The sequence below is a fragment of the Corynebacterium sp. HMSC072D12 genome (genome assembly GCF_001813925.1).
Taxonomy (GTDB): domain Bacteria; phylum Actinomycetota; class Actinomycetes; order Mycobacteriales; family Mycobacteriaceae; genus Corynebacterium; species Corynebacterium aurimucosum.
In genome coordinates, this window is record NZ_KV814411.1 from 93,227 (window position 1) to 105,647 (window position 12,421).

The following is a 12,421-nucleotide window of genomic DNA, read 5'->3' on the forward strand; positions in this document are numbered from 1 at the left end:
ATCTGGCTTGGGTGGGTGCTGGCACGCCTTTTCCTTATCTACCTACTCCTCAACGAGAAGGGTCCGCTCGGGGACGTTCGGTATTACCTCGAAGGCGTCTACGGCGCTAACCCCAGCGACATGACGGAGTATCCCCAAGTCGGTACCTGGCCCAGCGTTCTGCTTGCGTGGCTTACTGGCTACGACTTTGAGCGCTATGCCATCGGCTTTACCGCAATGGTGCTGCTTGCTGACGCCACGTTCCTCGCCCTCCTCCTGCACCATCACCGTTCCACCCCAGGGGCATATAGCGCTGGGTGGTTCTGGGTATTCTTCGGCACCGCGGCGGGACATGTATTTACCTGGCGGCTCGATCTCTACCCCGCCTTACTAGTTGCCGGTGCGGGCGCACTTCTGGCTACCCGCCCGCGGCTTGCCTCAGTTCTGTTGGCTTGGGCCACCGCAGCAAAGCTGTGGCCCGGTGTCCTCGCTGCCGGGCTCGTCGGGCGCGCAACCTCCCGCGCTACGTGGCAGCGACTAGTCGCGTTCTTTGGCAGTCTCGTTGCCCTGTGCATCGGCGTGGCAGCAATGACCAGCGTGGACAGAGTTCTATCCCCGTTGACTTATCAAGGAGAGCGCGGCCTCCAGATCGAATCTCTGGCCGCCACCTGGTTCGTCTACCAAGCTCATCACCAGCCTGATGTGTGGACGATGGGATACGCGGCCTCGAAAAGCTTTGAGATCACCGGCCCGGGCGTCGACACAACGATTGCGCTGAGCAGCATCGCCATGGGAGCGGCCCTCGCGTGGATCGTGGGAGTGGCACTCGTGCACTTTCTGCGCGGGAATTGGAGCCCGCACTCCTCCCTCGTCTTCTTCATCGCGGCGATTCTCCTTCTCATCGCGACAAATAAGGTCTTCTCCCCGCAATACATCGTGTGGCTTGGGCCGATACTAGCGGTGGCGCTTCGCTCCCCTACTCCCACGGCGGCCACCACCCCACGGAAGGTGGCCGCTGACATTAAAGGGGTACGCGCCATCATGGCGGTGCTCGCTGTAGGAACGGCGGCCTTGGGAACCGTCATCTACCCCTATGGGTATAACTACATCTGGTTCTTTGTGGGCGAAAACCCCAACCCGGTCTACGCGCTCCTGTTGCGCAATCTGCTCATCCTGGCAATGACCGCATGTGCCGTCTACTGGCACCTGCTTGAGTACCGTGTGGCAAGAGCGAATCAGGCGCGGGTGTGACAGGGCGGGTGAATCACACGTCGATCTGACTGAGCTCAAAGTACTCCGGCAATTTCGCGGTTCCTCCCAGACGCAGCAGCTTGACGGCTGGTCGCAGGCGCAGCGCGCGGGTATCGCTGACTGCCTCGTTGTAGAAGCGATGCGCTAGGTGGATGCGACCTTCGGCGTCGGCAAGCACGGGCGGGCGTGACTCAAAGCGCTGCGCAATGGCCGCCGAAAGCTCCCGTTCCCGGGCGGCTCGTTCATCGAAATGCCCTTGCACAAGCTCCGTTGACTCTGCGCGCGCCGCGATAGCCTCAAGCTCAGGAGCCAAGGCACTTATCACTGCTGCGCGGCGATCCAGAGTGGCTTCGAGCTGCGCCAAGGCTGCGTCCGTGCGAATGTGGAGCGAGTTGAGCCGCTGCGCCGTGTACAGCGCCCACATACCTAGTACGAGGAGCACAGCGAGGATGATAACTATCTCGATAGCCATTTATGACACCCGGACCTTTGTGCCATCCGCCACGGTCTCGTATACCTGCATGACGGCTGCGGCCACATGATCCCAGTCGTATTCGCGGGCACGCTCCACCCCCGCCCTAATCAAGGCCTGCCGCTTGTCCGCATTGATCACTAAATCCTGCAACACCCGCGCTAAGTCCGTCGCATCACCGTTCTTAAATAAGGCGCCTGCGGGTTTCTCCGAGTCTGCGTTGCACACCGCGGCGAAGGCCTCCAGATCTGAAGCCACCACTGCGCATCCAGCGGCCATTGCCTCAACAAGAACAATGCCGAAGCTCTCGCCGCCTGTATTGGGAGCCACATAAATATCAGCGCGCCCCAAAATAGCCGCCTTCTCGGCATCACTGACACGCCCCACGAAGTCAACCCCCGGAACGCGTCGCGGGTGTCCCCCGCCCATAACCGTCACCCGGACCGGCTGCGGGAGTAGCGTGAGAGCCTCAAGAAGTATGTCCAAGCCTTTTCGCGGCTCATCGAGCCGGCCCAAGAACACAATCTCAATCTCTGAATCATTCTCTTTATGCTCGGCGCGGGCACGCTCGCGCGCATAGACAGAGGTGTCGACCCCATTAGGGATGAGCACAGGGTCCCCTCCCAACTGCTCAACCTGCCAGCGCCGAGCCATCTCTGAAACCGCAATACCTCCCCGAACCTTTTCCAGATACGGACGGAGGAAAGGCTTAGCCAGGGTCAATGCCAGAGAGCTCGAGGCCGAAGCATGGTACGTCGCTACGATGGGCCCGCGCACCACTGCCAGAGCAGCCATGGAATAACTTGGGGAGTTGGGTTCATGGATATGGAGGATGTCGAAATCTCCCTCGCGGATGAAACGCTTAATATTGCGGCGCACGTGCGGGCCAATAGAGAGACGAGCCACGGATCCGTTATAGGTAATCGGCACCGCCCAGCCACCCTTGCGAACAAAGCTGGGAACCTGCGTGCTCGCCGCTGCGGGCCCGAGTACTTCCACGTGGTGTCCTTGCTCAATGAAGACAGTCGCCAAGTCAAGGATATGAGCCTGAACTCCACCGGGTTCGTCGAAGGAATAAGGGCAGATGATGCCTATGCGCATGATCTGTGTTCTGCCTTTCTACTTCTTCTGGCGAGCGGCTCGCCGCCGCTCCACGTCGGCGTTCCAATGCGGCTGCAACATGTGCCAGTCTTCTGGATGTGCCCTGATGTTCTCCGCAAAGCCATCCGCAAGGCGCTGGCACGTCTCCTGCAGGTCAGTGACCTCCACCTCGGGGCTGACCGATAGCCCCCAATCCTTACCGTCAAACCACGAGTGCACGACATGGAGTGCAGCTCCTGTCTCGATGGCCAGCTGGGCGGGGCCGGCGGCAACGTTAGCCTCTTCGCCCATGAAGTCTACCGTCACACCGGTGCGCGTGAGGTCCCGCTCAGACAACAAACACACCACCCCACCGCGTTCCAGAGTGTCCTTCAGACGCGGGTAAGGAGAAGAACTGCCACCGGTCAGTGGCAGGACAGTAAAGCCAAGGCTCTCGCGGTAGTCCACGAAGGCGTCAAAAAGCACCTCTGGCTTCAAGCGCTCAGCCACCGTAGTGAAGCCGCCATAGTGCCCCACGCAGAAGACACCCGCCATGTCCCAATTACCGGAGTGCGGAAGCGCAAAAATCACCCCGCGCCCGGAAGCCACGGAGGCATCAGCATGTTCCTTGCCTCGCAGACCTGCCAATAGATGCCTCTGCAGATCCGGATCCGAATGGATAGCAGGCAGACGGAAAGCCTCGAGCCAGTAGCGCATATAGGAGCGCATCGAATCCCGCACCAACTCCCGCGTGACGTTTTCCGCCCCCACGACCCGGCTCAGGTTCTGGCGCAGCTGTTCCATGCCTTGGCCGTTGTCACTTGCCAGATCCGCGCCGCGGTCGAACAGCCAGGCTGCCAGCGGCTGGGGAAGGAAGCGCACAACCTTCCAGCACGCGATGTATGCGGCGGCGGTCAGCCGGTCACGGTCCAGTAGAGCCACGGTTCGGGAGCCTTTCTGTGTGGGCTGAGGGCGCGGTACCTTCCGGTAGAAGAGGGTGTCGGACTAAATGTGCTTCAGTTCCTTCTTGAAACGCGCCTTGGTGTCCTGACGCGCTGCTTGGCGCATGCGCTGGTAAATGGTGAAGACAGAGCCCACGGCCAGCAGCCACAGGGCAACCTCGAGTGCATAAGGCACGCCCAAGCCTTCCAGCCCTACGCCGCCGAGGCCCAAGATGAGGCGCTCGGGGCGTTCGACGAGTCCGCCGACCATCTTAAAACCGGAGGCTTCGCCGCGCGCCTTGACATAAGAAATGACCTGGGAGCTCACGAGCACCACCATGCAGGCGGCGAAGTTGAGAGGGTGGGCGTTATCGACGTACACCATCCAATAGGCGATCGCTGCGAACAAAGCACCGTCAGTGATGCGATCGCAGGAGGCGTCGAGAGTCGCGCCGAAGTTGGATCCGCCGGTGGTCAGGCGCGCCATGGTGCCGTCGAGCATGTCGAAGGCAGCGAAGAGTCCCGACAGCAGCGCCGCCGCAAAGAGGTAATCAAGCGGGATCAGGATAACCGAAATAGCAATGGTGACGATTGTGCCCACGACGGTGACGACATTGGGCGTGAGCCCCACCTTCAGGAAGAGTTTGGCCACTGGGACCACAACCACGGCGGCGGGTTTGCGCCCATGAACACTAAGCATGCGCTTCTCCTGAAATGATTCCCTCGGCGGCGAGCTCCGCCCACCCCTGCGCCAACAGGGACCGGGTGTCTTTGAGGAGCTGCGGCAGCACTTTGACGCCGTCCACAATAGTCATGAAATTTGAGTCCCCGCTCCAGCGCGGAACGATGTGCATGTGCAGGTGCTGCCCCACCGAGCCGCCCGAGGCGCGCCCCAAGTTAAAGCCAGCGTTGACGGCATCGGGGCCGGAGACCTTCTTTAGGACGCGGATGGCGGCTTGGGCAAACTGAAAAAGCTCGCGAGATTCTTCCTCGGTGAGGTTTTCCAGCTCTGATTCCTGACGGTATGGGATCACCATCATGTGCCCGGCGTTATAGGGGTAGAGGTTGAGAACACAATAGACAAACTCGCCACGCGCAACGATGAGCCCGTCCTCGTCCGACATCTGTGGAATCTCCACGAACGGATTATGGGCTTCCTTGGGCACGTCGCCGGCGCCGCCCTCACGCTTGATGTAGCTCATGCGGTACGGCGCCCACAGGCGCTCTAAGCGGTCGGGGGTTCCCAGGCCGGTATCGACGTACTCTCCCACTCTGTGTGTTCTCCTTTTCTAACCTCTACCTAGATGCATCCGCCTAGACGCGTTCAGCGATAGTGTCCTTAGTCGGTTGCTCGTTGTTGCGCTCACGAACCCATGCTTCAATCACGTTGATTGCTGTCTCTACGGGCACACCGTTGACCTGGGTGCCGTCGAGGAAGCGGAAGGACACCGCGTTGGCATCCACGTCACGCTCACCGGCCAACAGCATGAATGGAACCTTGCCCGTGGTGTGGTTGCGGATCTTCTTCTGCATGCGGTCATCAGAGGTATCCACATCAGCGCGCAGGCCGCGTGCGCGCAGCTGTGCACAGACTTCCTCGAGGTGCGGGGCGAAGGTATCGGCGACCGGGATGCCCACCACCTGGTGAGGTGCCAGCCACGCCGGGAATGCACCCGCGTAGTGCTCCAGTAGCACGCCGAAGAAACGCTCGATGGAACCGAAAAGTGCGCGGTGAATCATGATCGGGCGCTGCTTGGAGCCATCCGACGCCGTGTACTCCAGTTCAAAGCGCTCCGGCAGGTTGAAGTCCAGCTGCACAGTGGACATCTGCCAGGTACGGCCGATGGCATCGCGCGCCTGAACGGAAATCTTCGGGCCGTAGAAGGCCGCGCCTGCTGGGTCCGGGACCAGCTCGAGGCCGGACTTCTCCGCCACCGACTGCAAGATAGCCGTCGAGCGCTCCCAAATCTCATCCGAGCCAACGTACTTGTTGGGGTCCTTGGTGGATAGCTCCAGGTAAAAGTCATCCAGACCGTAGTCCTTGAGCAAGGAAATGATGAACTCCAGAACCTTGGTCAGCTCGTCTTCGAGCTGCTCCGGGGTGCAGTAAATGTGCGAATCATCCTGGGTAAAGCCGCGGGCGCGGGTCAGGCCGTGGATAACGCCGGACTTCTCGTAGCGGTAGACCGTGCCGAACTCGAAGAGGCGCAGCGGCAGCTCACGGTAGGAACGACCACGAGAAGCGAAGATGAGGTTGTGCATCGGGCAGTTCATCGGCTTGGCGTAGTAATCCTGCGGCTGCTTAGTGCAGTTGCCGTCCTCATCCCACTCACCGTCGAGCTGCATCGGCGGGAACATGCCATCCGCGTAGAAGTCGAGGTGGCCGGACTTCTTGAACAGGTCTCCCTTGGTCAGGTGCGGGGTGGACACGAAAGAGTAGCCGTCCGCGATGTGGCGACGGCGGGAGTGCTCCTCCATCTCCATGCGTACGGTAGCGCCATTCGGGTGGAAGACGGGGAAGCCGGAACCAATTTCATCCGGGAAGGAGAACAGGTCCAGCTCGGCACCCAAGCGGCGGTGGTCACGCTTTTCGGCCTCTTCCACCATGGTCTTGTAGGACTCTAGGGCCTCCTTGGATTCGAAGGCGGTGCCATAAATGCGCTGCAGGCCAGCCTTGGACTGGTCGCCGCGCCAGTAGGCAGCAGAGGATCGCGTCAGGGTGAAAGCCGGGATGTACTTGGTGGTCGGCACGTGCGGGCCGCGGCAGAGGTCAAACCACTCCACCTCGCCGGTGCGCGGGTTTACGTTGTCATAGTGGGTCAGATCTCCGGCGCCCACCTCGGCGGCCTCATCGGAATCTGGATCCACGTTGCCCTTGTCCTGGACCAGCTCCAGCTTGAAGGGCTCGTTGGCCAATGCCGCTTCAGCTTCTTCGGTGGTGGCGTAGACGTGGCGCTCGAAGCGCTGGCCGCCCTTGATGATCTTCTTCATACGCTTCTCAATGGCCTTGAGGTCCTCCGGGGTGAAGGGCTCAGCGGTCTGGAAGTCGAAGTAGAAGCCATTCTCGATGGCCGGGCCAATGCCCAGCTTGGTGCCGGGGAATTCCGCCTGCACTGCCTGGGCCATGACGTGTCCGCAGGAGTGGCGGATAACGGCGCGGCCGTCTTCCTCGCAGGCAGCAACCGGGGTGAACTCGGCGTCCGTGTCCGGGGTGTGGGAAAGGTCGTAGAGGGTTCCATCGGCGCCGCGGACGACGACGACAGCTTCCGGGCCCTTGTTGGGCAGCTCATGCTCGCGCATCGCTGCTCCCACGGCAGTACCGGCGGGGACCGTGATTGGTTCGTAGTTCACCGGGACTGCTGGAATCATTTCCGCCATGACTTGGTGCGCTCCTTTGCGCTCACGCGCCGCTCGACATACCTGGCCGAGCAGCACTCAACGAGAAAGTTACAGCGGCTTAGTCTACCCCTCTTAACTGCGTATGAGCGATTCGCCCCAGAAGGTTTCGCCTTCAGTTCCGGCCGGCATGTAATACACGGCCGAACCAATGTGGCGAATCCACTCATTGAGGCGATCCGCTTCATCAAGGCGCGCTTGAATAGGCTCGAACTGCGTCGTCGGGTCCTTCTGGTAGCAGATGAAGATCAATCCCGCGTTGCTAAGTTCACCGCGCTGGGTGGTCTCCGGAGTCGGCGGCAGGTTGTAGTTATACGGGCGACGCAAAAGCTTTTGTTCTGGATGCTCTGCCGGCGGATGCGCTCTGGCGACATGCGAGTTTTCATCAATGGCTTTGAGCCCAAACTCGTTGCGGGCATCCAGATCCACCGGGTCGAACTCGTCCTTAGCGCCTATAGGAGCTCCGGTATCGAGCGTGCGCCCAGTCGAGTTCTCACGTGCCGCGCGATCAAGCTGCTCCCATGTGTCCAGGTTCATGTGAATGCGGCGTACCACCATGACGCTGCCGCCGGCGAAGGGGCCGTCTTCGATCCACACCTGTTCGTTGAAGTCTTCATCGCTTCGGGGATTGACCGTTCCGTCCTTTTGCCCAAAGAGGTTGCGCGGAGTCATACCCTTCGGTGCGGAGCCATAGGCATGGCTGAATCCCTGTTGGATCCACGCAACATCGGCGTAATCTTTGCCAGCGCGGGTCATATGCCGCAATACGAAGGCGGCAGTGAAAGGGTCATCGCTGCAGATCTGCAGGACGATATCTGTCTGGCCCCATTCCGGGCGGAGGTCATCATGGTCAAAAGCCTGGATATCGCGCAGCCAGCTGGGCTTGGCGACGTCCACCGTGTCGAAGAATCCCTCTCCCCAACCGCACGTGACGGTGAGGTTTGCTGGGGTGGTAGACAATTCGGGTTCGAGGCTGCCCAACGGGTTCTCACCGGTGCACAGACGGCGGGCGTCTTCTGTCCACAGGCGCATGAGCGCGGCCGCGCCGCGTGCGGTGGTCCCCTTTTTCAGATTAAAGCCCACCAGTTCCACGTGCGCTTGGACCGGAGTTTGGATGCCCGCTTGGTGCTTTCCGTCGAAGGCGACGATATCGCCGCCCATGGTCTCCTCGCGGCTGTCCGGACCGGTGCTTCCGGCGTCCCCAGCCTGTGCTGCGCGGGAGGCATCCGCAGATGCCTGTCCAGGTTCATCCCCTTTCGCACAGCTTGCAAGCGCTACCGCGCTTGCCGCCACAGCACTTCCGGCGAGTAATCCACGCCGGCTGACAGGTTCCGCGAACCCGCTCATCCTTGATTTCTCCCTATCTCGTGAGAACCGATTTCTTGTCTACTTTGGCCCAGAGCACGCTAGTTTCTAGTGCGCGTGCTCTTCCTTCTTCATGTCAGACATGTCTGCGGACTCCGAGTGGTCCATGTGCTCTGCATGGTCCATGGATCCGTGGTCCATATCGCCGTAGTCTTCGTCGCCGGCACCAATGGTGCGCACCGGGATATCGCCGAGCTCGACGGAGGAACCGTCGGCAAGCTCCAGCGTGAGGGTGGCAGTCTCACCGGCCATAACAGGCTCGGTCACGCCCATCAACATGAAGTGGAAACCGCCCGGCGCGAGCTCAATGGATTCGCCGGCAGGGATATCGAAGCCGCCCTCCTTCTCCTGCATGACGCCATCGACAACCTCATGGATCTCATAGTGCTTCGCCTTCACCGAAGAGCTGAAGCCAAGCACGTTGATATCCTTGTCCGTGTTGTTGTGGAGAGTGCCGAAGATAGCGGTCATATCGGAGTCCTCCTCCATGGCGCGCACAACAGCATCCTCGAACGTTACGCCAGACTCAGCGGAGGAAGAAGCCGAAGTACTGGTCTCTGCGTTCTTGTCCTGTTCCGCGCTGCTTGCGGCGCTCGACGGAGCTGCGGCGGAATCCTCTTCGCTCGGGGAGCAAGCCGCCAAGGTCAGGCTGCCGGCTGCGAGGGCCGCCACGGAGACACGGAGGAAAGAACGGGTATTCAGCATGGGACATGCCTTTCTGCAGTAACAGTAGTTAAGGAAAGTACGGATTGACCCTCGCCTCATCGGAGGCTGGTGGTGTTTAGCCTTCTGAGCCTTCTCCACCAGCGCGGCGGGTCTTTGCTCCGAAGGCAAAAAGCGCTGCGCCGACAACGAGAACTGCCCCTACGCCAATGATCCATCTGGCCGCAGTGGGCAAGGAGCTCAGCGGATCCTGAGACTCCTGCGCCTCTTCGCCTTCCTTGGCACCATCAGCAGAAGCATCTGCAGCCTCATGTCCGCCGGCCCCAGAACCCACGCTAAACGGCACGGAACCGAGCGTGGAGTGGCCATCGGAGGAGGTAATGCGGAAACCTACCTGGTATTCACCATCGCCAGGTTCGATGTCCTGAGGAACCTCAACGGTGAGATTGCGGCCATCAATGGTTGGGGTGGCGTCAAAGAGCACCTCGCCGCTTGACTTATCGCTCACGGCAAAAGTATTGAAGTCATCCCGGGGAATACCAGAGAACTCCAGCGTGATTTCACGCGGAAACTCTTCCAGCGGTGCGTCACCCACCACGTTTCCGCCAATGACTGAGTCATGTGCCACCGCTAGCGGCGCGGACAACCCAATCGCAAGGCCCGCGGCCCCAGCGGCAATTCCCGTAGTGACCTGACGCAGCTGCATTTCCCGGATTACTCCTTGATGGTCTGATGAAACTTTTGGTTGAAGGCTCCCTCATCCTATCGCCGGAAGGGATCCTCGAGCCAATCCTTACCCCGCACGGATTGTGCGGGGTTACCAAGTAGTCGTTGCACGCGGCGGAAAAGTTCCCAGCCCTCTCCAGCAGCAAGGTCGTGTTTCTTATAAGACTTCTAGTGGCTACGTCCGCGCAGAAGGATAACTACCAGGATGATTACGGCAACAGCGATGATGCCCAAGGCCGCAGCTAGGAAATAACCGAGAGCGCCAAGGCCGAGGCCTTTATCCTCATCGGCCCTTGCTGCTTGGTCCACATTTCCTTCGTCACCATCACTCTCCGGTGCCTCAGTCTTGTCCTTGACGGGCTCATAAATGGGCCCTTGGATTGGTTCCCCCAACACCTTGGCGGTGAGAGCATATTTCACCGTGTCTCGCTTGCCATCGAGTACCTCATCCTCCTTTTCGAAATCCGTGCCCGCATCCAGAGTCACCAAGACGTAGTAGTCGCCCTCTAACCAGTTGGCTTGGGCTTTTTGCCCGTTTGCCTGACTTTGACCGAAACGGTTAGCGAAAGCCGTCGGTGTAACCGAGTGCGCCGCAATTTCTTGCTCCTCGTTCACCGCCGACATAAATTCGTTGTCACCAGCTCGCTCGCGCGCGGGGTTTAGAATCTCCAAATTCAGGCTCGAATACTTCAAGGCATTCTCGTCAGACATCTCGCCTACCTTCAAGGCAGTGGCAAGCTGCTGCCCTTCCTTCATGGGAACCTTGAAGACTTGCGCCTCACCGCGCACGATATCGGTCTCGATGGTATCTCCGCTTTGCAGTTCAATGGCATCGCCGAACCAGCCAGCCGCACGAACTTTTTCCGCGCCTTCAAATTTGGCGTGCAATTCGCCCTCTACCTCGCTGTCCATCCCACTCACCAGCTCATCCATATTGGTTACAGGGTCAATGCGGTGCAGGAGGATTTCTACGTCCAGGGGCTCCTCAGCTTTGTGGGTCATAGATCGCTTTGCTGTCAAGACAAGTTCGTCACTTGGGCACTTCTCGGATCCGATTTCTCGTGTAAAAGCACTCGCGCTAGGCAAAGCGTCTGTGCGAATGCCGGTATGGAAGGAGTCCTGATCAGCGGTGCACTCAATGGAGCCTTGTTCACCGCCATGATTTCCAGTCGGTGGCTCAGAACCGTCACCGAAGAAGACCGACATTCCGAGACTCTGCGGCCTGACCACAGCGCCATCCAAAGTCTTGTATATCGACGCTACATAGCGCTCGCCCGGCTTGACGGGAATAGACCATGACTCCGCGTGGAAATCCTTGTGAGTATCCTCGCCGCCGTTAGTCGGCGGCTCCAGTTGCGCGCGGAAGACAAAGGATTCACCGGATTCCCAGCGCGGCAGCGGCGTTGGTTGGCTGATATCTTCGCTACCTTCAATCTGTTCGACATCGGAGTGGTAGATGTCCGCGGCGCGTCCAGCGGCCTTCTTAATCATCGCTGCCAGTGAGTCAGCATCATCGGCGTCGAGATATTCGCCGCCTGCGGCCTCTGCAATGCAGGAAAGCTCCTTGCGGGCTTCCTCATCGACGTTAAAGCCAATGGTGTTGATGACCAGGTCAATGCCCTGCTCGTGGAGTTCCTTGGCCACCTCACATACTGGCGGCGGCGCACAGGTATCGATTCCATCAGAGACAAGCACAATGGTGCCGTGCTGACCGCCCAATTCCTCGGCGGCCCTCTTCAGGGAATCGCCAATCGGGGTATAACCCTTCGCCTGAAGTGCATCAATAGGACCGGTGAATGAATCCCCTACGTCCTCCTTAGGACCGCTGACCACGTGGATATCCTGGCACCCTGCTTCTTGGTTCTCTGGTGCCTCGTCGACCGTGCCGCCATAGGTAACGAGGCCGAGAGGAATGGTGCCACCGAGTTCAGATACAAATTTCTTCGTTGCGTCTTTCGCGGCATCGAGACGAGTCTGCCCGCCAGCGTCTTGCACATTCATCGAGCCAGAGGAGTCGAGGACGAGCATCGTTGCACCACTCTGGGAATTGGCGGCACCCCCATTGGGGGCAGCTTCGGAGCTCGGCTCGGCGCTGGGCGTCACCCCGGTGGGATTCTGTGCAAAAGCTGGCACCGACGCCACGCTGAGAAACGCGATGAGAAGAGCTACGAGAATAGCAAAGACCCCGCGTAACAGGCCCTGCGGGGAAGACAAAGGTGGAGAAAAGGCTTTCATGATGCCTACTTCCTTGAGACGACAAGACTGTGAGAAACATCATAAACAGCTGACCGGAAGTTCTCTCGCCGACGGGGAAGAGCCCCCTCTGCCCCCCTTAACCCCCGAAATCGGCCCGGGAGAGGGAAAACTAGAAAGTGCCCCTCCCAAACTGGAGGGGCACTCGATGTGGAGCGGATGACGAGACTCGAACTCGCGACCCTCACCTTGGCAAGGTGATGCGCTACCAACTGCGCTACATCCGCGTGGCAAGACGGAGCTTGCCATGGAGTCCGCAAGGAACTCCTTGTGCGCGATACTGGGATTGAACCAG

The 12,421-nt window shown here is 59.8% G+C and carries 11 protein-coding genes and 1 tRNA gene; 1 reads left to right on the top strand and 11 read right to left on the bottom strand.

Going from position 1 to position 12,421, the window contains the following annotated elements:
- Positions 1-15 precede the first annotated feature (15 nt).
- Positions 16-1,230 carry a DUF2029 domain-containing protein gene (locus tag HMPREF2943_RS08000; protein WP_070711291.1) on the top strand — a complete coding sequence of 405 codons (1,215 nt, stop codon included), beginning with the start codon at positions 16-18 and terminating at the stop codon, positions 1,228-1,230.
- A gap of 13 nt (positions 1,231-1,243) precedes the next feature.
- On the opposite strand, the gene HMPREF2943_RS08005 is transcribed toward HMPREF2943_RS08000, so the two are convergent.
- The 11 genes from HMPREF2943_RS08005 to HMPREF2943_RS08055 all read right to left on the bottom strand — a co-directional run bounded on the left by HMPREF2943_RS08005 (position 1,244) and on the right by HMPREF2943_RS08055 (position 12,353).
- A complete protein-coding gene (locus HMPREF2943_RS08005) occupies positions 1,244-1,702 on the bottom strand; it encodes a hypothetical protein (protein ID WP_070644906.1) in 459 nt (152 codons plus the stop codon).
- Positions 1,703-2,803, bottom strand: a complete 1,101-nt coding sequence (locus HMPREF2943_RS08010) for a glycosyltransferase family 4 protein (protein WP_070446789.1) — start codon at positions 2,801-2,803, stop codon at positions 1,703-1,705. It lies immediately after the preceding gene.
- 18 nt (positions 2,804-2,821) lie between these two features.
- Positions 2,822-3,724 (bottom strand): phosphatidylinositol mannoside acyltransferase, encoded by a 903-nt coding sequence (locus HMPREF2943_RS08015; RefSeq protein ID WP_070711292.1) that lies wholly within the window; start codon positions 3,722-3,724, stop codon positions 2,822-2,824.
- Between the two features lie 63 nt (positions 3,725-3,787).
- Positions 3,788-4,423, bottom strand: coding sequence for a phosphatidylinositol phosphate synthase (pgsA, locus tag HMPREF2943_RS08020; protein WP_070711293.1), 636 nt, complete (start codon positions 4,421-4,423; stop codon positions 3,788-3,790).
- Complete coding sequence (locus HMPREF2943_RS08025; RefSeq protein ID WP_070446786.1) at positions 4,416-4,994, bottom strand: ATP adenylyltransferase; 579 nt, start codon at positions 4,992-4,994, stop codon at positions 4,416-4,418. Before HMPREF2943_RS08025 ends, pgsA begins: the two co-directional genes overlap by 8 nt.
- A gap of 43 nt (positions 4,995-5,037) precedes the next feature.
- A complete protein-coding gene (gene thrS / locus HMPREF2943_RS08030) occupies positions 5,038-7,101 on the bottom strand; it encodes a threonine--tRNA ligase (RefSeq protein WP_070711294.1) in 2,064 nt (687 codons plus the stop codon).
- A 93-nt stretch (positions 7,102-7,194) separates the two neighbouring features.
- Positions 7,195-8,466 (bottom strand): Dyp-type peroxidase, encoded by a 1,272-nt coding sequence (locus HMPREF2943_RS08035; RefSeq protein WP_070711295.1) that lies wholly within the window; start codon positions 8,464-8,466, stop codon positions 7,195-7,197.
- A 66-nt stretch (positions 8,467-8,532) separates the two neighbouring features.
- Complete coding sequence (locus HMPREF2943_RS08040) at positions 8,533-9,189, bottom strand: copper chaperone PCu(A)C (RefSeq protein WP_083315663.1); 657 nt, start codon at positions 9,187-9,189, stop codon at positions 8,533-8,535.
- A 76-nt stretch (positions 9,190-9,265) separates the two neighbouring features.
- Positions 9,266-9,853 carry a copper resistance CopC family protein gene (locus tag HMPREF2943_RS08045; RefSeq protein ID WP_070711296.1) on the bottom strand — a complete coding sequence of 196 codons (588 nt, stop codon included), beginning with the start codon at positions 9,851-9,853 and terminating at the stop codon, positions 9,266-9,268.
- 188 nt (positions 9,854-10,041) lie between these two features.
- Positions 10,042-12,108, bottom strand: a complete 2,067-nt coding sequence (locus HMPREF2943_RS08050) for a vWA domain-containing protein (RefSeq protein ID WP_070711297.1) — start codon at positions 12,106-12,108, stop codon at positions 10,042-10,044.
- 169 nt (positions 12,109-12,277) lie between these two features.
- Positions 12,278-12,353: transfer RNA gene (locus HMPREF2943_RS08055), tRNA-Gly, on the bottom strand.
- Between the last annotated feature and the right edge of the window lie 68 nt (positions 12,354-12,421).

Coding starts and splice junctions, on each gene's coding strand:
- HMPREF2943_RS08005 (WP_070644906.1), bottom strand. CDS start 1,702: ATGGCTATCGAGATAGTTATCATCCTCGCTGTGCTCCTCGTACTAGGT.
- HMPREF2943_RS08045 (WP_070711296.1), bottom strand. CDS start 9,853: ATGCAGCTGCGTCAGGTCACTACGGGAATTGCCGCTGGGGCCGCGGGC.
- HMPREF2943_RS08050 (WP_070711297.1), bottom strand. CDS start 12,108: ATGAAAGCCTTTTCTCCACCTTTGTCTTCCCCGCAGGGCCTGTTACGC.
- HMPREF2943_RS08010 (WP_070446789.1), bottom strand. CDS start 2,803: ATGCGCATAGGCATCATCTGCCCTTATTCCTTCGACGAACCCGGTGGA.
- HMPREF2943_RS08035 (WP_070711295.1), bottom strand. CDS start 8,466: ATGAGCGGGTTCGCGGAACCTGTCAGCCGGCGTGGATTACTCGCCGGA.
- HMPREF2943_RS08040 (WP_083315663.1), bottom strand. CDS start 9,189: ATGCTGAATACCCGTTCTTTCCTCCGTGTCTCCGTGGCGGCCCTCGCA.
- thrS (WP_070711294.1), bottom strand. CDS start 7,101: ATGGCGGAAATGATTCCAGCAGTCCCGGTGAACTACGAACCAATCACG.
- pgsA (WP_070711293.1), bottom strand. CDS start 4,423: ATGCTTAGTGTTCATGGGCGCAAACCCGCCGCCGTGGTTGTGGTCCCA.